Origin of the sequence: Polyangium mundeleinium, from assembly GCF_028369105.1 — a bacterium.
GTDB classification, from domain to species: Bacteria; Myxococcota_A; Polyangia; order Polyangiales; family Polyangiaceae; genus Polyangium; species Polyangium mundeleinium.
The window spans coordinates 1208474-1229052 of sequence record NZ_JAQNDO010000001.1 but is presented as its reverse complement, the minus strand read 5'-3'; the positions used below and the strand labels follow the sequence as shown (position 1 = coordinate 1229052).

Here is a 20579-nt window from a genome sequence, read left to right as displayed (position 1 = left end):
CGGGAAATCTCCGAGGACGACGGGCAGCACCCGCGGATCGACGAGCTGTTCTGGCGCGACAAGAGCCACTCTTGCGCGAATTGCGCGTGGAATGAATCCACCGAGAGGTCTGTCGCCGCGGTGCGTCGCACGTTTCCCGCGCGTGCCCGGATCGGGCCATCCGGCTCCTGGAGCGTGATGCGTTCAGCGAAATGCCAGATTGTGCACCCACCGCACGCTGGTCGGAATGGCAATCTGATAATAATCAATCACGACAACCGAAGCTGCTCCCTGCGAGCTTGATGGGGGGACAACGCCCGCGAGGATGCCCAAACGCCACGGTGCGAAATCTACGGGAGGAGCGGCCTCGCGCAGCGAGGGGTGATTTCGTCGATCACCCCCGTGATCGATCCGAGCGCACGCCTTTTCGCGGGGCCGCCGGCGATCGCCTCGAATCCTCGGCAATTTCAGGTGTTATCGACGTGGCACAGGAGCTGCTCTGGCCCCGCGCCAACGACGCCAGCCCGGAGCGGGCCGGCCGATCCTCAAGGAGCCCCCATGAAGACGAATCGCGCCTTCTCCCACCTCGCAACGTACAGCCTTCTCGCGGCGACCCTGGCGATCGGCTGCGGCGATATGGATGCACCCGAGCTCGACGAGGACGTGTGGGAGGCCGAGAGCCTGCTCATGGCGCCGAGCCAAGCCGATGCGGACAGCGCGATCAACAGCGCCTACAGCACGTGGAAGACGAAGTACGTGACGGCCTCGGGGGCGGGCGGCTTCCTGCGCGTGCAGCGGCCCGAAACTCGAATGACACCGTGTCGGAGGGCATCGCGTACGGCATGCTCCTCTCCGCGTACCTGGGCGACAAACCCACGTTCGACGGCCTGTGGGGCTACGCGAAGAGCCACTTCGACGGCAATGGCCTCATGCACTGGCAGATCAACGCGAGCAACTCGGTCATCGGCTGGAACGCAGCCACCGACTCCGACGAGGACATGGCGCTCGCGCTCATCGTGGCAGAGAAGGCCTGGGGCGCGTCGTACGGGGCCGACGCGACGACGCTGCTCGGGCGCATTTTGCAGCACGAGGTCGAGAGCGGGACGAACGTGCTCAAGCCCGGGGACGCGTGGGGCGGCTCCTCCGTGACGAACCCGAGCTACTTCGCGCCCGGCTATTACAGGGCGTTCAAGGCCTACACGGGTGATGCGCGGTGGGAGAGCGTGGCTGCGTCGTGTTATCAGATCATCGCGAACCTGAATACCAAGACGGGCGCGGGCACCACCGGCCTCTTGCCCGACTGGACGACCGCGGCGGGCACGCAGGCTTCCGGGATGGGCTTCGATTACCGATACGACGCGGCGCGCGTGCCGTGGCGCCTCGCGGTCGACGCGGTCTGGTACGGGACGCCGCAGGCGATCGCGCAGCTCGACAAGCTGAACACGTTCTGGAAGGGCGTGGGTGTCGGGAACATCAAGGACGGGTATACCGTCTCCGGGGGCCTCCTCGGGCAATGGCACAACGCGACGTTCGTCGGCATGGCGGCGAGCGGGGCGGCCGTATCGTCCGACGCGGCCTTCAAGACGGCGATGTGGAACGAGACGAAGAATTTCCAGAGCGAGAATTATTACAACGATTCGCTCCGCGTGCTCGCGCTTCTCTTCATGGGCGACCGGATGCCGAACCCGGTGGGCGGGAGCACGCCGCCTCCTTCGCAGAATGCGGCGCCCTCGGTGAGCGTCACGGCCCCCTCGAACGGGGGCACGTTCACGACGCCCGCGAGCATCACGATCCAGGCTTCGGCCAGCGATAGCGACGGGACCGTGAGCAAGGTGGAGTTCTTCGCCGGCGCGGTGAAGCTCGGAGAGGACACGACCGCCCCGTACGCGTATACGTGGAGCAACGTCGCGGCAGGCTCGTATGCGATCACGGCCAAGGCGACCGATAACGCGGGCGCGTCGACGACGTCGAGCGTGGTGGCCGTGACGGTGAACGACCCGAGCCAGCCGCCGCCCGTCGGGGGCGGCTCGCTGTCGGTGCAGTACAGGGCCGGAGACACGAATGCGAGCGACAACCAGATCAGGCCTCATCTCAATATCGTGAACACCGGGGCGAGCAGCGTGCCGCTAAGCGAGCTCAAGATCCGGTACTGGTACACGAGCGACGGCGCGAACGGGCAGCAGTCGGCGTGCGACTATGCCGTGGTCGGAGCTCGAACGTGACGCGGCAGTTCTCGGCGGTCAGCCCCGCGCGAACGGGGGCCGACACGTACGCCGAGGTGGGCTTCACGGCGGCGGCGGGAAGCGTCCCGGCAGGCGGGCAGAGCGGCGAGATTCAGCTCCGCTTCAACAAGGACAACTGGTCGAATTACAACGAGGCGAATGATTATTCGTGTGATCCGACGAAGACCAGCTTCGCGAATTACGCGAAGGTGACGCTGTACCGGAACGGCGCGCTCGTGTGGGGGACGGAGCCGCAATAGCACGCGTCTCCGCCGGGCGAGCCTTTGCTCACGCCGACTCCGTTCGACGTACCATCCGCACGGCCAGGGCGGCGGCGGAGGCGGTCGTCGCCAGGGCAACGACGCCGAGCCAGCCCCATTGCGCCAGTGCCAAACTACCTAGCGCGGCGCCCGCGGCCATACCAATGAACATCCCGGTGAACAGGAGCGCGTTCAGGCGGCTGCGCGCGCCGGGCTCGATGCCATAGACCAGCGTTTGGTGCGCGACCAGCGTGCCCTGGACGCCGAAGTCGAAACCGATCGCGGCGACGACGATCAGGCCCAGTTGCGCCGTCGTCGGCAGCAGGGGGGAAAGCCCCAGGGTCGCGAACGATACTGCGGTCAGTCCTGCGCCGAGGCGCGCGACGAACTCCGGCCCACGTCGATCGGCCAAACGCCCGGCCAGGGGTGCGCCCAGCGCGCCAGCCGCGCCGGCTAGCCCGAAAGCGCCGGCAGCGGCGCTGCCCAGGTGGAAGCTACCGTGCAACATGACCGCGAGCGTCGACCAGAAGGCACCAAAACCGATCGACAGCAATCCCTGCGAGAGCGTCGCCTGGCGCAACGCCCCGTAACGGCGCCATAACGCAACGAGCGAACCCATCAAGGCGCGGTAGCCGAGCTGGGTCGTGGGCTGAAAGCGCGGCAGGCCGCCCCAGGCAACCACACCGATCATAGCAATGGACGCCGCGGCGGCGAGATACACGGCGCGCCAGCCAAACTGCTCGGCCACGAAGCCGCTGACCACACGCGACAGCAGGATGCCCAAAAGCAGGCCGGTCATGACCGTCCCCACGACCTTGCCGCGCCGCGATTCCGGCGCCAGGGTCGCGGCGGCCGGCACGATGTCCTGCGCCAGCGTCGCCGTCAGCCCGACGGCCAGGTTTGCCCCGAGGAGCGAGGCAATCCCCGGGGCAAAGCCGCCCAGCAACAGCGCCAACGAAAGCAGCGCGGCCTTGACCAGAATGATGCTGCGCCGATCATAACGATCCCCCAAGGGGGCGAGCAGCAGGATCCCGAGGGCATACCCCAATTGCGTCATCGTGGGCACCAGGCCCACCAGCCGGTCGCCGGCTTGGAGGTCCGAGCCCAGCACCCCCAGCATCGGCTGACTGTAGTAGAGCGACGCGACGCTCAGCCCGGCGCCGGTGGCCAGCAGAAGCACGAGCGAGCGTGAGAGCCCAGCCTGAGTGGGGACGGCAACATGCGCTACATGAATAGATGCCATGGGGGACGCCTCTTCGGTTGACGTAGTGCCATCGTACAAGCCGTTCTGAAGACGTGGTAGCTGCCTCCCGCGCAGACTTGATATACGCTGGGCGCATGACCAACCCAGACATGAGCGGCATGGACCGCATCGGACTGATGCAGACCTTCGTGCGCATCGTCGAAGCCGGCAGCCTTTCGGCCGCGGCCGCGCAGCTGGGGACCAGCCAGCCCACCGTGAGCCGGCGCTTGCAGGCGCTCGAACGCTCGCTGGGCCTCGAGCTGCTGCAGCGCTCGACCCACGCGATGAAGCTCACCGACGATGGCGCGCGTTGCTTCGCACATGCGAAGACGCTTCTGGAGAGCTGGCAGGCGATGACCGCCGACTTACGCGGGGCCAAGGACGCGCCGGAAGGCCATCTACGGGTCCTGGTTCCACACGCGTTCGGGCAGGACCAACTGATGGCCCCCTTGATGGCGTACCTGCGTCGGTATCCTCAGTCACTGTCGAATGGTTGTTGCATGATCGGCGTCCCGATTTCATTGCTGAGGGCATCGATTGCGCCGTGCAGGTCGGCGCGGTGGACGATCCCGCCGTGATCGCCCTTCGATTGGCCGAGGTGCCGCGCATCGTGGTGGCCTCCCCGAAATTGTTCGGCGAGCGGCCGTTTCCGCGGGAGCCAGACGATCTCGCGGCGCTGCCTTGGCTCGCGCTGCAGACCTTTTATCGCAACGAAGTGGCGCTCGTGCGAAAGGCCGACGGCGTCACCCGCCGCTTCGCGATCCGACCCCGGCTGAGCACCGATAGCCTGTATGCGCTGCGCAACGCGATTCTCTCGGGCCTGGGAGTCGGAATCGTCTCCGCGTGGATGGTGACCGACGATCTGGAGCAGGGGCGGATTCGGCATCTGGCGCCAGGGTGGGAAGCACCGCGGCTGCCTGTCCATCTGGTCTATCCGTATGCGCGCTTCTACCCGGCCCGGCTGCGCGTGTTCCTGGAGGCCATGCGCGAGGCGCTGCCGACCATCGCCGGGTAGCTTCGTGCACGGGCGCAGTCTCATGGACATTCGCGCGATCCTGCAGAAGGAAAGTGAATCTCGAGGCCTCTCCGTTTCTGCATTGCCTGCGTGCGCGAGAATCGTGCTGCGGCGCCACGCCCAGGCTGCTCGATTCTTGCCCTGATCACTCCCACCATGTTAGGGTCCCAACCGTGCACGCGCAGTGCGGCACATCCTTAATGGTGGTATGATGAAGGCAGAACAGATACTTGTGGGTTCCTTGCTCGGCCTCGCTCTTGCTCCGGCGACGGCACGCGCTGAGCCCGTCACCGTGCCGGAGGGCGTCGCGGATGCCCTCGCCGGCCCAGGCACGGGCCTCTGCGCCGCGTCGGCGATAGCGACGAACCCGTCGACGGACTTCAACCTCCCCAATCCCGGCACCTACACGGAGTCGATCAACACGTTCATCGAGGCGCACGCGGCCGATCGCGTCGAGCAGGTGATCCGCACGCCCCTCGATCTGTCCAACAACAACGCGTCCGGCGTCCAGCTGAGCCACGGCGATTTCATCGACGCCGCGCTGCAGGAGGGTTGCAAGACGGGCGGATGCGATTTCTTCGTCAACGACACGACGACGGCCTTCGCCTCGCGCATGCGCGGCTTCTTCAACGTCACGGCCGACCTCGCGAACAAACCCATCCACTTCGGGCTCTACACGGACGACACGGTCAGCCTCACGGTGTACGACAAGGAGTTCACCGCGTATCCCGTCGTCGTCCGCCCTGCCGAGATCGGCATTTCAACGTGGCGCGTGACGAACCAAGTCACCTTCTCGACCCCGGGGCTCTACCCGATCGAGATCCTCTACACCCAGATCGCCGAGCACGCCGCGCTCGAGCTCTCGTACTTCGTAGGGGACTTCGAGGACTTCGCGCGACCGGCCAACACGCTGCCCATCGTCAAGCTCAACGACGCGGGATTCACGCTTTTCCCGTCGACCTCGTTTTTCCAGACGGTGAACGGCAACCCCTCGTTCCCGGATCTCGGCCTCTGCAAGCAATGCGAGCGGCAGTTCGTCAACCAGGCCGGCGACAACGGCTGCGACGCCGGGCACTTCTGCAATGAAGCGGCGCTCTGCGCACCTTGCGACACGGACAAGCACTGCGGGTCGAGCTGCTCGCCTTGCGGCGCCGACACCCCGTTCTGTGTGAACCTGAACGGCGATGCCCAGTGCGCCGCTTGCCGCACGGACGCCGATTGCCAGGGCGGCGCCACCTGCGATCCGACCACGAGGACCTGCGAGGAATCGTCTTCGCCCGCGGGCTCTGGTGGAGCTGGCGGCAGCGGAGGCGGAGGCGGCGGCGGCAACGGCGGCGGCGGCAACGGCGGCGGAGGCAGCGGCGGCGGAGGCAGCGGCGGCACGGATGTCTCTTGTGGCTATCGGGCCGCGTCGAGTTCGTCGCACGCCGGAATCGCGGGCATTCTGTGTCTCGTCAGCGCGGCGATGGCGTATGCCCGGTCGCGACGGCGCGCATCCAGCTCCTCGCGACGTTGACGCCCGCTGTGCTGTCACCGGCACATATCGCCGGCGCTGACGAGCCTGCTTGATCCGCTCCTCCCCTTCCCTTCCGCGCACGTACCAACCGCGCCTTGACGATAGGGGCTCCAGGGCGCGTCCCACCAGGGGACGATCTCGACGGCTCTGCGAACGGCGGCGCTCTTCGGCTCCGCCTGTTTCGTGGCCGTCACCGCGCTGATTTCCTTGACGATTCTCGGGACCCCCTCGAGGATCGCGATCCGACGCGTCCCACGGATCACGAGCGTCGCGCGCCGGGCCTTGACACGGCCGGTTCCGGTCACATGTTGCTCAGCCTGAATGAGCACCAAGGCCTCCCTTCACCTCGCCCGAGCCAGCAAAGCCGCGAAGCTTTTGAAGGAGGCGACGTCGCAGGAGGAAGCCGCACTTTTGCTCGACGCGGGCCTGACCGAGCTGAACGCAGCCCTGGCAGCGGCGCCGAAGGCGATCGCTGAGCGCGTGCAGCGCGTCGTCAACGACATCGCACGGCAGATGATGAGCGTCGTCCACGAGGACGTGCTCGCCGAGGCGGTCGAGGCGGCGCAGGCCTGATAGCGAGGGTATCCTCCCTCACCAGCCTCCTCCTTCCACCAACATCTCCAGTTCCGGCGCCACGGGCACCTCCCGCTGCCCCTTCGCGTACGCGCCTCCCCGTGCGACAGAATGCTCTGCCCACCGGCTCGACGAGCCGCGGCATCTCCGCGATCATCGCGCGCGGGTATTTCGGCGCCATTGCAAAATCGCAGTGCCGACTGGGGTATTCGTCGACCGGCCTACGTGGACAGCGCGTTCGTCGAGCGCGCGTAGGCGATGAGGCGATGCACGCTCGGACGCCCGAATGTTGGCGAGCCCTTGACTTCGCGAATCCATTTGGGCCCACTGGTCGTGCCCGCCTGTCCGCTACGCTCTGTCGCTTTCCTTCGCGGACCAACGCTCGTCCGGAAGGAACCCTCCCAGAAAGAACCCCACAGGATGACGCGACCACCGACGTATCCGTTCGACCACGCTCGTGCCGGAGCGCTCGCGCTCCTCGTCGTGCTCACAGGCTGCTCCAGCAGCGAGGGCCCGGGCACCTCCTCGGGGTCGACGACCCCGCCTCCGTCAAACGGCGGCAACGAACCGCCGCCGCCCGTTGTCGAGGGTGCCACTTGCGACAACGGCGAGTTCGAGGTCCGCTTGATCGGGACGACCGAGCTCGACGGCGAGACATACAAGGTCGTCACCGCCACGCCGTGCGAATACGTCCTCTCCCACATCCAGGGGAAGAAGAACTTTCCTATCGAGGAGCACGAGACGTTCTACGTGGCCGACAGCCATTTCGAGATCCCGTACATCCCCGGCGTCATGGACGACGTCGCCTATACGCCTGGCGAGAAAAACAAGGGGTGGGCGACGGGCATGGATGTCGAGGCCGAGGTGAAAAAGCTCGGCGCGCTTCCCGTCCTTTACCACGTCATTCCTGGATACGAATACGGGTACTTCACCGAATACGACGACGACCTCGGCGACATTTTCGGCGCTTTCCGGCCCACCTGGCGGTTCGTCAAGAACGGCGGCGACGTCAACCTGCTCTTCTTCTCGCCGCCCGACACCGAGTGGCCGCGCCACCGCGGTGGATGGAATCCGAGGGAGATCAACCAGGAAATCGGCTTCGGCTTCCTCGTCGACACCGACGGCAAGGTCTACGTCCCGAAGGGCGTACCGCTCGGACGACGGGGGTGGGACGACGAGCTCCGCTGCGTCGTCATCAACAAGGCGAAGCAGCCGGTGCCGGTGACGCGCACCCAGTTCCCCGGCGACGAGTCCTATTACATGGCCGAGACCCTCATGCCGGGATATGCGAGCATCAGCTCGCCCGGTCACCTGTACTGGGGCCACAAGGGCAAACGCATGATCGACGTCGCCAAGTGGGACGACACCTTGCCCGGTAATTTCGACAAACCCTTCATCTGGGGCTGCAGCCCCGACGGTTACAACGTCGGCCACGCCGAGGGCTTCACCTGGCCGGAGCTCCGCGAGAAGAAGCGCGACGAATACCTTGCTGGCCTCATCGACGCGATCCCCAAGGAGAACCTCTATCGCATCAAGGTGTACCGGAAGGACGAGCCGAACGGCGCCACCGAGCTCCTGGGCGAGCTCTTTTACGAGTGGGACGGCGATGAGTGGCTCCCTCGCGCCACGGGTGAAAAGCTCATCACGATCGACGAGGCCCGGTCGACGTACCGGATCAGCGGGCACCTGGGCGAGGGCCAGCGCGCATTCATCGTGATCGAGGATCTCTGAGCCCTCGAACGAAAAGAGGACCGCAAGGCGCAGGGAATGCACGAGGGACGCAAGGAGGAGAACGCATGAGGAAGCTCTCTAGGCAATTCGTTCACGCTGCTCTCGCAATCCTCGCCTGCGCCTGCGGAAGCGCGCGCGAGGAGGGAACGGGTGGCACAGGAGGCGACGGGGGCGCCGGGGCGAGCGGGTCGACATCGAGTTCGATGTCGAGCGCAGACACCGGCGTCGGCGGAGGCCTGGGTATGCACCCCACGGAGCCGAGCACGCCCACGCGGGGTGGGACCATGACCTTCACCAATGTCGGCGCGCCCGGGTGGTGGCCGCGTCGAATCGATCGCGATTCGGGCGATCCGGCCTGTACCTACAAGGACGGCACGGATACCTGGGGCGGGCATTGCTGTATGAAGGAGCAGCACACGACGAGCACCACGCTCGCGCCCTTCGACGAGGAGATGACCCTCATCATGAAGGCCATCCGCCTGAAGCAGCTCGCTGTCTATCAGCCCGGCGCCGACGCGTCTTCCTGGTCGATGATTTCCTCCTGGGACGCGCAGAGCGGTCACGGCTCGAACCTCGTCGTCACCGAAGGGCAGATGACGTCCTCCGACTTCACGGGCGACCTCACGAAGAAGGATTGCGTGAACTATTTCATGCAAGAAGCGTCATTCGCGTGCGGAGACGGGAAAGATTATTATTGCCCGAACGATCCGGGCATCAACCACCTCGGCTGGTCGGGCTCGAAGCTCATCGTGTTCCTTGCGTCGATGACGTTCGATGACGCAGGCGTGAGCAAGTGCGACGGCGGCGGGCAAGGCCACGCGGGCCCGTGGGTGGCGTTCGTCGCGTCCGAGCTGATTCGCGACGGCGGCCGCAAGTGGAACGGGCTCTGCAATTGCTACTCGAAGACGGGCTCGGTCGGCGACGGCTGCGGTGAGATCAACGTCTTCGAGGTGGTGCTCGACAACAATCAATACAGCAACCGCGAGTTCATGAGCACCGGCGTCCGCTCGTACCAAGCCGGTCACGTCGGCGGCAATGTCTGCGGGGAGGGCTGCGACCGCGACGCCTTCGTCGATGACGTCGAGGTCGTCGACGCCTGCGCGAAAAAGGCCTACACGAGCGGCCCCGAGATCGAAGCCGGCGGCGACGCGGAGGGGTGCCCCGTGTGGCGCCGCCCCATCGGCGATCGGTATTTCATGATTCTCCTCGACGAGAAGCAGAGGGAGATCCAGGTCGCGGTCATCCACCCCGAGAAGATCCCCGCTGCCGCCGCCGGGATGCTCCCGTTGCTTCCCGGCGCCCTGTCCCGCAATACGATCGATGCGCTTCTCTCGATGCGCCTTCCCGAGTGATCGATATCCACGCAGAGGTGACCATGCCCATGATCCATCATGCACGGACCCAATGGTTGGCGGGAGCGGCGGCAATGGCGGCGCTCGTCGCGGTTGCCGCGTGTGGCTCGAGCGAGCCGTCCCCGGGCTCGGGCAACGGCGGCAGCGGCGGCAGCGGCGGCAGCGGCGCGTCGATGGCCGAAAGCAGCAGCTCCAGCTCGACCGGCGGCGGGCCGCCGACCAGCCATCCCACCGGCTGCAAGCGCGGCGTCGCCTACGGATACCATTCGAAGGCGGACATGCAGGCGCTCTCGCCGGCGGTGTCGTGGTGGTACAACTGGGCGCACGAGCCGGACGAAGGCCTGAAGCCCGACGTGTACAAGATGCTCGGCGTCGAATACGTGCCGATGGTGTGGGGCGGCGGCGGCCTCGACAGCGCGCGAGCCACGAAGATCGCCGGCGAGATCCCCGACGGCACGAGCTTTCTGCTCGGCTTCAACGAACCGAATTTCGGCGAGCAGGCCAATCTGTCGGCGACCCAAGCCGCAGCGCTCTGGCCCCACGTGGAGGCCATCGCCGACGCGCGCGGCCTCGCGCTGGTGTCGCCCGCCGTGAACTTCTGCGGAGGCTCGTGCCAGGAGACGGATCCCTTCAAGTACCTCGACGAGTTCTTCGCCGCCTGCGAGGGGTGCCGCGTCGATTACATCGGCATCCACATCTACACGGCCTGCCAGGGCGACGGGGCGAACAAGGCTCGGTGGCTCATCAACCACATCGAGACGTACAAGACGCGGTTCGACAAACCGTTCTGGCTGACCGAATTCGCTTGCGACAATGCAGGCTCGCTCGCCGAGCAAAAAGCGTTCATGCTCGATGCGCTCGACTACCTGGAGAACGAGCCGCGGATCGCGCGGTACGCGTGGTTCTCGGGTCGCCCGGACAACGTGGCCAATGCGAGCCTGCTGGGGGACGACGGCGTCCTGACGGAGCTCGGCCAGGCGTACGTGGACGCGCCCCAAAAGACCTGCGAGTGACGGGCCCGCGGAGGCCTCGAGGGGACCTCCGCGGACGCCTATTCGCGCACGACAGCCCGCCAGTAATGTGACGCGGCTTTGGCGAGATGAAACCGGACGACCGCAATCATCTCGTCGAGTCGCGCATCGTTTCATCCATCGCCTTGCTCCTCGCGAGAAACCGCAGTCTACTCGCCGATGTCGATCGCGCGTGGTCCGAGCTTCGGCGGCGCCGCGACCTCGGACGCCTCGGAGCTGTCGCCGTGGATCACGTCGGCGATGATCCGATCGGTCACCTCGTCGAGATACGCGCGCATCGCCGCGTTGATCTGCTGGAACTCGGGCCACAGCGTCTCGTGCACGAACGGCTTCGGCACCTTTACCATGACCGTGGTCCGACGCTGACCGCGGTACCGATATGGTTTGAGCTCATAGCGGCGAAGCAGCGAAAGGAAGAGCTTTCGTGACCAGGCGTCGGCGAGTGTGAACTGGAACTCCACCGGCGGATCGAGTCGCTCGACACTTTCGAGGCGCTGCTGGATCCGCCGCCGCGCCTCGGCCGCCGCGACACGCTCGCCTTCCGTCGTCGCGCCGGCAAACAACGCCTCGATCCTGGACAACTTCTCGCGCAGCTTGGCTTCATCCATCACGTTCCTCCTCGGGCTCACCCGCCTCGGACAAACCTGATAGCCTGGATGTCCAGCGATGCCAAGGGGCTTGGCGCACCGTTCGTCGACGTGGCGTCAGCGCGGCAAGGAAGTCGTGTATGCTTTTACTTCCCGCGTTCCTCGAACACGTACAGCCAGCTGACCGGCGGCAGTCTTCGACGCTGCGGTCCGTCTGCGGCCATGAAGCGGATGGTCAGGCACTGCTCTCCAGGCTGGATCTCGACCTCGCATGGTTCGGTGCGCACGGCGCTCACCCAAACCTCGCCGCGAAGAAGCAGATAACCTGGGTATCGCTCGACGATGCTGGCGATGAAGCCATCGAGCCAGTCGTGCCGGGGCCACATCGGATCGCGTTCCAGCGCCCGAGCCAGGAACACCTCCACCGCATCGCACAACGCCCGAAGTTCCGTGTCCGTGCATGTGGCCGACGCCGAAAGCAGCTGGGCCAACGCGAAAATATTCTGCATTATCGGCCCATCCGGCGCGGAACATGATCGTGTAAAGTCGACCTCTTCACGCAGCTCGTGTCAACGAAGGATGAGCGGGGGCGTGACCTTGGCGAAGTCGTGAAGGTAGCCCGCGTCGCGGCAGCTCTGCGCTTCGCACGGCAGGCGGAGGCGCCACGGGCATTCGCGCGCGAGCTGCGCCTCGATCACGTCGGTCCTCGCCCCCCATAACCGTTCGCATGCCACACGATGCCCTTCCGAGAGCGGCAAACCAGGGTTTGGGGGTAGCACACCAGGTGGCTGGACGAACGTCGACGGCCGCGCCGGGCAGATCTCTTTCAGCGCCGCGCGCGTCATCCCATCGTCCCAGGTGAATGCCCCGCTGGGGAGCCCGTGCAGCGGTAGCTCGGGTCCCGTCTGCCGAAAGCCGATGCCAGAGTCACAATGGTCCGCGACGGTATCGAACGGCCCGAAGCTCGTGGCGTCGAGGCGCCCGTCGCCGTCGAGATCCTTGAGATCCTGCACGATGACTTCTTTGAGCGGTGCGTACGGCTCAATGTGACCGCTCCGGAACGTGAAAACCCGACCACGCGAGAAAGGTGCTTTCTTGTCGTGCTGTCCTCGCACCCTGACGAAGGCCTCCGGGCTTCCATCACCGTCGAGGTCCATGAGACGCACGTTCACGCCGGTCCAGTCGTCGGGCTCCGCCGAGAGCCGCTCGCCGTCGAGCTGCACGTTATCCTCCTGCGCGTCCGAGTCGTCGCCTTGCTCCGTGGGAGCAATGGCCACACGCGCGGTTCCTTGGACGTGCTCAAGTTGCCACCGTAGTCGTATGTGCCCGCCTGAAATCACCGTCAATCTCGAAAGCATCACCACCCACGCGCCGTCTGCGCCCTCCGCGCATGCGCCAATGGCCCTGGGCACATCCCATGGGAAATACGCAGGTGGGTACTTCGCACGCTCTGCTTCGAACATCCCACGTGCCCGCTCCGTGGCTGCGGGCCGAAGGCTTTCGCAAGGCGTGAGCGTCGGCGAGGACAACAAGGTGGAGGGGGCCGTCCGAGCGCTCGACGCAGGGGACGACCCGCTGCCGACCGAGGCGCCACCCGCGCACGCGGTGCACGCCAGAACGACCAGGGCCCAAGCGCGGCGCATCCCTCGGAGATGACGTCGCTGCGGGCGTTTGTCAACGGAGGAGACGCGGGGCGTCGGCCCGGGGAAGGCGGGGCTCATCCCCGATCCGACGCAATGTCAGTCGAACCCGCCCCAATCCCCTCCGAAGTCGTCCCCCCCGAAGTCGTCCCCTCCGAGGTCGTCGCCCCCAAAATCGCCGCCGTCGCCCGCATCTCCGGAATCGGCAACGTCGGGCTCCTGCGCGACGTCCGCAGCCGACCCGACCGGCGCTCCGGACGGAGTCACCACGTGGAGCATCGGCATGTGCATCATGTGCATGAGCGACGAGATGAGCATCACGTCGAGCATCATCCCCATCGGGCTCGGGTAATACCGCGCGTAAGGGTCGTAGGCAGGGTTCGATGGATCGAGCTTCGTTTCCTGCTCCGCCTCGCGGGACGGCTTCACGACGAGCGCCTCCGCGCGCTTCTGCGAGATGATGGCCTCGGGCATCGTGGCCCGCAAAGCGTCCTCGAGACGCGCGACAAACGATTCGAACTGGAGCCGTGCGCTTTCGAGGCGCGTGCCGTCCGAAATGAGCGGCGTGACCCGCGTTCGATATTCCTCCGCAGACTCGCCGCGTTTCGGTTCGAGCTCCTGGATCCGGCCGCCGATCGATACATAGGCCGAAGGTTCTCCCGTACGATGCTCGGTGAACGCCCGCGTCTCCACAAGCAGGTGCAACCCGGCCTCCTCGTGTTCGAGCGCCAGCCGCAGCTCCTGGAATCCACTTCCAAAGAGCGACGTGTGCTCCGACATCGCGATCATGAGATCCGGTAGATCGCCGGCCTTGCCGTCCGTGTCCTGGAAAACGACGGTATCGTCGACCACGAGGGACACGGCGTTGTCGAAGCCCAGGCCGACGAGCGCCCGCTTGATGGCGTCGACGAGCGCGCTCGCCTCGAACGCCACCCGCACGCGGTCCGTCGTGAGGTCGGGCGAGCCGCCGAGCCGTTGCTTGATTCTCTCCCAGAAGCTCGGCTCCCGATGGATGACCTCGCCCCGGAGCGTCACGTGGATCTGTCCGACGAGCCTCATGCCTGCTCCTTCGCGGTCACGCCGACCCAGGGGCGGCGTCCCGCGTGAAGTTTAAGCACGAAGCGCAAGCCGTCACGCGGAGCCCGCAAGAAATCGGCCGAGGCCGCTCCGCGGACCGCGTGGTCGACGCTGGACGCTCGGCGCTCGCCCGCCGCCGTAGGCGATCAGAGGTAGTCGAAGCAGCTCGGCTCGCACGATACCGCCCCGGACGCAGCGCAGACGCTGAATTGCTTCAGCATTGCATCGGTGGCAGCGTCGCACGCGTCGTAGCAGATCTGGAGCCCGCCCGGGTTGAAGCACATGAAGAAGTTGTACACGTCGCAATGATCGTAGCACTCGAGCTTCAGGTCCGGGCAATCCTGAGGGCAGCTCTGCGACGACTCGCCGGCATCACATACGCCGTTGCCGCAGGGGTTCGGCGGCGCGCAATCTTCCGGACAAGTCCCGAACGATTCGCCGGCGTCGCATACCCCGTTGCCGCAGGGGTTCGACGAGCAATCGGCCGGGCAGGAGGCGGCGTCCTCGCCGCCGGTGCACTTACCATCCCCGCATACACTCGCCGTGACACAGGAGCCACCCGTGCATACCTCGCCGCAGCCGCAGTTCGCATTCGATACGCAACCTTCGGTGCAGTCCAAGATCGTGGGATCCGAGCAGTAGGTCCCCGGCTGACAGGTGATAGCGATCCCCTCGGGGCCACACGAAATGAAGCCTTGTTTCATCGGATCGCAGGTCCCGCCCGCGCCTCCTCCCCCGCCCTCACCCGCGTCTCCGCCCTCGCCCCCTTCGCCTCCCGCACCACCTGCTCCCCCCGAACAACCACTGACGCCGAGAAGGAATCCGACGAGGAGCGAGGGCACAAGAATACCGATCAACGACCGCATGGGTTTCACCTGGAATCGCGGATGGACCACGAGCCCACGCGGGCGCATACCTCGCCCACGGCCCGCACGCGGTCCCCGCTCGCCTTTCGCGCTACCTGACGCCAGCCGCCTGCGGTTCTTGCACGGAAGCTCGAAAAAAATTTCGTCCGGCCTCAGCCAGCCGATCTTCCGAGCAAGCTCTCCAGGCTCACGTCCAGCGATTGGGCCAGGCCAAGCAGGCTCTCGACCTGCGAGGCGGAGAGCTTCAGGCGCGCGCTGAGGCCGCCGCGCGTGCGTTCGAGCACCTCCTCACGCGCCCGCGCAATCCAGCGGGAGATCGTCGAGGCATTCACGCGGTGCATGATCGCCAGCCTGTCGAGCTTGATCCCCTCCGCGTAGTACATGCGCAAGAGGTTGCGGTCGCGGCTCGAAAGCGCCGCCATGGCCTCGCGCAGGGCCTCGCGTAGCTCCTCCGCGTGGCGCTCGCGCGAGAGCCTCGACTCCGGATCGAGCGTCGGATCCATGGCCGCCAGCAGCGCTCGCTCGTCCGCGCGCACCTCGCGCCGCCCGCGCCTGCGCAGGCTGATCCCCGTCCGCAGCGCGGCCACACGGATCCACGCCGAGAGCGGCCCGAGCCCGGCGTACGTCGCGAGCTTCGGCGCTCCCCCATCGCCCACGAGCAGCCTGGGGCCAAGCACCGATCGCACCTCATCGACGAGCTCGGACGCGGCGGCCATCCCCCGGAGCGCGGCGTGCACCTCGACATCGATGCGCCGGTCGATCTCCCGTAGCGCAGCGGCGTCGCCTGCAAGGCACGCGAAGGCGAGCAGGAGGTCGGCGGCGAGCACGCTGGAGAGCGCCTCTTCGATGTCGTCCTCGCCCGCGATGCGCTCCGCGAGATGGCCGATGAATGCCGCCTCGTCCACCACGACGTCGGGAAAGGCGCGCCGCGCCTCTTCGAGCAACGCTCGCAAGCGGAGCTCCAGCGCGTCGACGTCGCCGAGCCTCGCCGCCAGCGAAGGCGCGAGGCACCCGCAGAAGGCGCGGGACAGAAGGGGCAGCGGATCCGGATGCACGCGGGGCATGATACACAGCCCCGCAACGACGATGGAGCACCCTTCCGAGAACACGATCCTCGCATTCGTCGAGGGGCGACTCGTCGCAGCCGAAGCCGGCAGGCTCGACGACCACATCGACGCGTGCGAGCCCTGCCGTTTGTTGGTGATCGCGGCGGCCCGAGCCTCGCTCACGCCGGGGAGCGACGCGGAGGAGGCCTCCCCTCCCCCGGCCTTCGACGACGCGGCCCCGCTGGAGCGCGGCGCACAGCTCGACCGCTACACCATCGCCGACGTGCTCGGCAGAGGCGGCATGGGGATCGTGTACGCCGCACACGATCCAACGCTCGATCGCAAGGTGGCGCTCAAGGTCCTGCGCGCCGAGGTGACCGCGCGCGTTGGAGCCGACATCGCGTCGGCGAGGCTCTTGCGCGAGGCGCGCATCGCCGCGCGGCTCTCGCATCCGAACGTCGTGACGATCTACGACGTCGACAGCCACGGCGGCCAGATCTTCATCGCGATGGAGTACGTCGACGGGCAGCCGCTCTCCGCGTGGCTCGAAGAGGGGCCTCACCCCACCCGCGAGATCCTGGAGCGCTTCACGCAAGCCGGACGAGGGCTCGTGGCGGCCCACGGGGCGGGGCTCGTGCACCGGGATTTCAAGCCCGCCAACGTGCTCCTCGGCAAGGACGGGCGCGTCCGCGTGAGTGATTTCGGCCTCGCAGGCTGGACGGGTGAGGACGCCTCGGGCAAGGCCACGGCCGAGGGGGCGGGCACGGCGCTGACGCGAACGGGCGCGCTCCTCGGGACGCCGCTCTACATGTCCCCGGAGCAGCACCACGGCGAGCGGGCGGGACCACGCGCGGATCAGTTCAGCTTCGCGGTCGCGCTGTACGAGGCGCTGTACCGGCGCTCGGCCTTCGAGGGCAAGACGCTCGACGAGCTCGCGGCAAGCAAGGCCCGAGGGCCCGCCGAGCCGCCCGGCGGCGGAGAGGTGCCGGAGCATGTGCGGCGCGCCCTGCTGCGCGCCCTGCGCCCGCAGCAGGAAGAGCGGTTTCCCTCCATGGAGGCGCTGCTCCAAAAGCTCGAAGCCGACCCCGCGCGCACCCGCCGCCGCGCCGCTGTCGCCGTCCTCGCAGGCGTCCTCGTCGCCGCCGGTCTCGTCGTCCCTGCCTGGGTCGTGCGCGAGCAGCAGCGTGTCTGCCGCGGCGCGGAGGTGAAGCTTTCGGGTGTGTGGGATGATGCGCGGCGAGCCGCCGTGCGCGATGCGTTCGGCGCCTCCAAGGAGCCGTTCGCCGCGGTGGCGCTCGGGCAGGTGGAGCGCGCGCTCGACGCGCAGGCGGCGGCCTGGGTCGCCGGCCATGTCGATGCGTGCGAGGCGACGCGGGTGCGCGGCGAGCAGGCGGAGTCGGTGCTGGCGCTGCGCATGGCCTGCCTCGATCTGCGCGCCAAGGAGCTGAAGGCGCTGGTCGACATCTTCTCCGAGGCGGACAGCGCCACGGTCGGACGCGCCGTGCAGGCCGTGAACGCGATGACCCCGGTGCGCACCTGCGCCGACGTGGCGGCGCTCTCGGGTCCACTCCCGCCGCCGGACGATCCCGCGCTGCGCGCGCGCATCGACACCACACGCGGGCAACTCGCGCGCGGCAAGGCGCTGTACGACGCTGCGAAATACCCGACCGCGCGCGCTCTCGCCGACGAGGTGGTCGCAGAGGCCAAAGCGATCGCCCACCAGCCGCTGCTCGCCGACGCGCTCGACCTCTTGGGAAAGCTGCAACAGTCCCAGGGCGCGCACGCGGAGGCCGAAGCGACGTTCCTCGCGTCGATCCGGGCAGCGGAGGCGGGCCGCCACGATTGGCAGGCCGCGAATGGGCTGACCTCGCTGGTGTTCCTGGCGGGACACCCGCTCGGTCGCCCAGCGGACGCGCACCGGTGGGCGGAGCTCGCCGCGGGGGCAATCGCTCGGCTCGGCGGAGACGCGGAGTTCGAGGCTGCGCTGGCCGGGAACGAAGCGACCGTCTACGTCGAGGAGGGCAAGCTCGACCTGGCGCTCGACGCCGCCTCGCGCGCCCATTCGCTCGAACAGCGGCTGCATGGCGACGCGCATCTCCACACCGCCAAGGTGAAGACCAACCTCGGCGCCGCGCTGGTGGCGCTCGGCCGATATGCCGAGGCGCGCGGCCACTACCAGAGCGCGCTCGCGACGTTCGAAGGGATGCTGGGCCCGGATCATCCGGCCTGCGCGACGGTCCTGAACAACAGCGTGGAGGTCCATGTCCGGCTGAACGATCTGCCGGCGGCGCGCGCAGCGGCCGAGCGGGCCTTCTCCATCCGCGAGCGCGCGCTGGGCCCCGAGCACCCCGCGCTCGCCACCACGCTGCTCAACCTGGCCGAGGTGAGGATGATGGAGCGCGCATTCGCCGATGCCCGCCCTCGGCTCATGCGGGTGGTCGCCATCTACGAGAAGGCCCTCGGGCCCACGCACCCGAACCTCGCCGAGCCGCTGGAAAAGCTGGGCGAGCTGCACATGGACACCGGCGAGCCGACGGCAGCGATCCCGCTGATCGAGCGGGCGCTTTCGTTGCGGGCGTCGGGCGCCGAGGGGCCGTACAAGGACGCGTCGACGAGGTTTTTGCTGGCGCGCGCCCTGGTGGCGGCGGGCAGCGACCGCGCCCGTGCGAAAAAGCTCGCGGAAGAGGCCCGGGCGACTTATGCCGCCGGGGGTGAGGCCTGGGCGGCGCCAAGGGCGGAAATCGTGGCGTGGCTCTCGCAGCGATGAGGCGCGTCGCGGCGGGCCTCATCGCGAGCGGATATCGCGCGCGAACCTCTTGACCGATTTCAATAGAATCAACGAGGACAAACCGCGCATTTTCGGCCTGCGCATCGCGCCACTGTTCGGGTCGAAATACGCGCCGGCAGGAACAACGTCGATGATTGATGCGCGCAGCGTGTGTGAGTACGCACGGAAGTTGCCCTACAAAGACACGCGCTGGTAGGTTGCTCTGGATGAACACCGGGGATCGACTCGGGGGCAAGTACCGCCTCCTGCGCCAGCTCGGCGCGGGTGCCATGGGCGTGGTGTGGGAAGCTCTGCACGAGACCACCCAGCGGCGCGTGGCCATCAAGCTGCTCACCCGGCCCTCCGAGGACCTCCGGCACCGCCTGCTCCGTGAAGCGCGCATTTGCGGATCCATTGCACACCGAAACGTCATCGAGATGTACGACACCGGGGAGACACACGAGGGCGAGCCCTACCTCGTGATGCAGCTCCTCTCCGGCGAAACGCTCGCCGAGCTGCTTCGTCGAAAGCGTCGACTCGAGCAGCCCCTCGCGGCCCAGATCGGGCGCGACATTGCGCGCGCGCTTGCGGCCGCGCACGCCGTGCACGTCATTCACCGAGACCTCAAGCCCGCCAATGTATTTCTCCATCAGGAGGCCGGAGGCGACGGGCTCGTCGTGAAGGTCCTCGATTTCGGGGTCGCCAAGAACCTCGCGGTGAACGAATCCCTCGTGACGGCTGTCGGCGGCGCTGTCGGGTCCCCGGCGTACATGAGCCCGGAGGCCATCAAAGGGGCGCGGGATCTCGACGCCCGCACGGATGTCTGGTCGCTGGGCGTGGTGCTCTTCGAGATGCTCACGGGGACGCGACCTTTTCCCGGCGGTGGACAAGAGGTGCTCATTCGTGTCGTGACCGGCAACATCCCGCGCGTGTCGGAGATCCTGCGCCACATCGAGCCGGGGTTCGATGACGTCGTGGCCATGTGCCTCGAACGTGACCGCGCCAAACGGATTGCGTCCGCCACGGTGGTCGAGCGCCTGCTTCAGACCTACGTGGGACCCGAGGAAGGATCGCGGGTTCACATCGGTCTCGCGGAGCGCGCCCTGGCGCTTCCCGCGCCCGCCGCAGCGCGCCCGGAGGTGCCGGCGAACCTCGAAGTGACGGAACCTTTGGCGAGAAACTCCCCGGCGCCCATTGCACCGATGCTGCCGTGGACGGCGTCGCCGGCGGTGGATACCACGATGCCTTTTTCGCCCTCGTCGGCCCCCAAGCCACCGGTCGGCAAAGCAGGGACGGCGATCCTCGCGCCGGAACCGGCGAAGCGGATCACGGGTCCCCGCGGAACCGCGCTCATGATCGACGCGCGTGCAGCACTCGCGCAGGCGCAGCGGGCCACCCCTCCACCGAGTCCACCGCCGCCGCCGCCATCCGTGCAGCACGTGGAGAGGCCCGTCGTCCGGTCGAGCCATGCGCCGGCGTCGCAGACCCGGAAGCGCTTGCCCCTCCTAGGCCTCGCCGTGAGCGCCCTCGTGGCCTTTGGCGTCGGTGTGGCCGTGATCCTCGGTTTGGCTCGGTAGATCCCGCGCAGCGCCGCACGGCTCGTCGACCAGGCACATGTGTTGCGGCTGAACGCGCGCCCAGACCAATCCGGCATCGTCTTGGGAACCGCTGACG

Annotated in this window: 16 protein-coding genes and 1 pseudogene; 10 read left to right on the top strand and 7 right to left on the bottom strand. The window is 67.3% G+C overall.

Features of this window, described 5'->3' with window-relative positions; all coding sequences use genetic code 11:
* The first annotated feature begins 191 nt into the window (after window positions 1–191).
* A pseudogene (locus POL67_RS05140) lies at window positions 192–2461 on the top strand (glycosyl hydrolase family 8).
* 28 nt (window positions 2462–2489) lie between these two features.
* Here the strand turns inward: POL67_RS05140 and POL67_RS05130 are convergent.
* Window positions 2490–3641: an MFS transporter gene (locus POL67_RS05130; protein WP_308789507.1), complete on the bottom strand. Its 1152-nt coding sequence runs from the start codon at window positions 3639–3641 to the stop codon at window positions 2490–2492.
* A 158-nt stretch (window positions 3642–3799) separates the two neighbouring features.
* Between POL67_RS05130 and POL67_RS54505 the strand changes: the two genes are divergently transcribed.
* The 7 genes from POL67_RS54505 to POL67_RS05095 all read left to right on the top strand — a co-directional run bounded on the left by POL67_RS54505 (window position 3800) and on the right by POL67_RS05095 (window position 10904).
* Entirely contained in the window at window positions 3800–4282 is a 483-nt protein-coding gene (locus tag POL67_RS54505; protein WP_271915916.1) for a LysR family transcriptional regulator, read from the top strand.
* Window positions 4249–4719, top strand: coding sequence for a LysR substrate-binding domain-containing protein (locus POL67_RS54500; protein ID WP_308789506.1), 471 nt, complete (start codon window positions 4249–4251; stop codon window positions 4717–4719). The genes POL67_RS54505 and POL67_RS54500 overlap by 34 nt, the downstream gene beginning before the upstream one ends.
* A 208-nt stretch (window positions 4720–4927) precedes the next feature.
* A complete protein-coding gene (gene traA / locus POL67_RS05115; protein WP_271915915.1) occupies window positions 4928–6235 on the top strand; it encodes an outer membrane exchange protein TraA family protein in 1308 nt (435 codons plus the stop codon).
* Window positions 6236–6556: 321 nt separating this feature from the next.
* Entirely contained in the window at window positions 6557–6808 is a 252-nt protein-coding gene (locus tag POL67_RS05110) for a hypothetical protein (protein ID WP_271915914.1), read from the top strand.
* A gap of 420 nt (window positions 6809–7228) precedes the next feature.
* On the top strand, window positions 7229–8539 hold the full coding sequence (locus tag POL67_RS05105; protein ID WP_271915913.1) for a hypothetical protein: 1311 nt from the start codon (window positions 7229–7231) through the stop codon (window positions 8537–8539).
* Window positions 8540–8604: 65 nt separating this feature from the next.
* Window positions 8605–9891: a DUF2403 domain-containing lipoprotein gene (locus POL67_RS05100; RefSeq protein WP_271915912.1), complete on the top strand. Its 1287-nt coding sequence runs from the start codon at window positions 8605–8607 to the stop codon at window positions 9889–9891.
* A 29-nt stretch (window positions 9892–9920) separates the two neighbouring features.
* Window positions 9921–10904, top strand: a complete 984-nt coding sequence (locus POL67_RS05095; RefSeq protein ID WP_271915911.1) for a glycoside hydrolase family protein — start codon at window positions 9921–9923, stop codon at window positions 10902–10904.
* Between the two features lie 167 nt (window positions 10905–11071).
* On the opposite strand, the gene POL67_RS05090 is transcribed toward POL67_RS05095, so the two are convergent.
* The 6 genes from POL67_RS05090 to POL67_RS05065 form a co-directional block, all read right to left on the bottom strand.
* Window positions 11072–11530, bottom strand: coding sequence for a hypothetical protein (locus POL67_RS05090; protein WP_271915910.1), 459 nt, complete (start codon window positions 11528–11530; stop codon window positions 11072–11074).
* A gap of 125 nt (window positions 11531–11655) precedes the next feature.
* Window positions 11656–12018, bottom strand: coding sequence for a hypothetical protein (locus POL67_RS05085; protein ID WP_271915909.1), 363 nt, complete (start codon window positions 12016–12018; stop codon window positions 11656–11658).
* A gap of 60 nt (window positions 12019–12078) precedes the next feature.
* Entirely contained in the window at window positions 12079–12786 is a 708-nt protein-coding gene (locus POL67_RS05080; protein WP_271915908.1) for a hypothetical protein, read from the bottom strand.
* Between the two features lie 462 nt (window positions 12787–13248).
* Window positions 13249–14208, bottom strand: coding sequence for a hypothetical protein (locus POL67_RS05075; RefSeq protein WP_271915907.1), 960 nt, complete (start codon window positions 14206–14208; stop codon window positions 13249–13251).
* A gap of 164 nt (window positions 14209–14372) precedes the next feature.
* On the bottom strand, window positions 14373–14930 hold the full coding sequence (locus POL67_RS05070; RefSeq protein WP_271915906.1) for a hypothetical protein: 558 nt from the start codon (window positions 14928–14930) through the stop codon (window positions 14373–14375).
* Window positions 14931–15244: 314 nt separating this feature from the next.
* Window positions 15245–16147 carry a sigma-70 family RNA polymerase sigma factor gene (locus POL67_RS05065; RefSeq protein WP_271915905.1) on the bottom strand — a complete coding sequence of 301 codons (903 nt, stop codon included), beginning with the start codon at window positions 16145–16147 and terminating at the stop codon, window positions 15245–15247.
* Between the two features lie 31 nt (window positions 16148–16178).
* Here POL67_RS05065 and POL67_RS05060 point away from each other — a divergent pair, with 31 nt between their 5' ends.
* Together POL67_RS05060 and POL67_RS05055 are read left to right on the top strand one after the other, a co-directional pair.
* Window positions 16179–18905 (top strand): serine/threonine-protein kinase, encoded by a 2727-nt coding sequence (locus tag POL67_RS05060; protein ID WP_271915904.1) that lies wholly within the window; start codon window positions 16179–16181, stop codon window positions 18903–18905.
* Window positions 18906–19132: 227 nt separating this feature from the next.
* Entirely contained in the window at window positions 19133–20482 is a 1350-nt protein-coding gene (locus tag POL67_RS05055) for a serine/threonine-protein kinase (RefSeq protein WP_271915902.1), read from the top strand.
* Window positions 20483–20579: the final 97 nt, after the last annotated feature.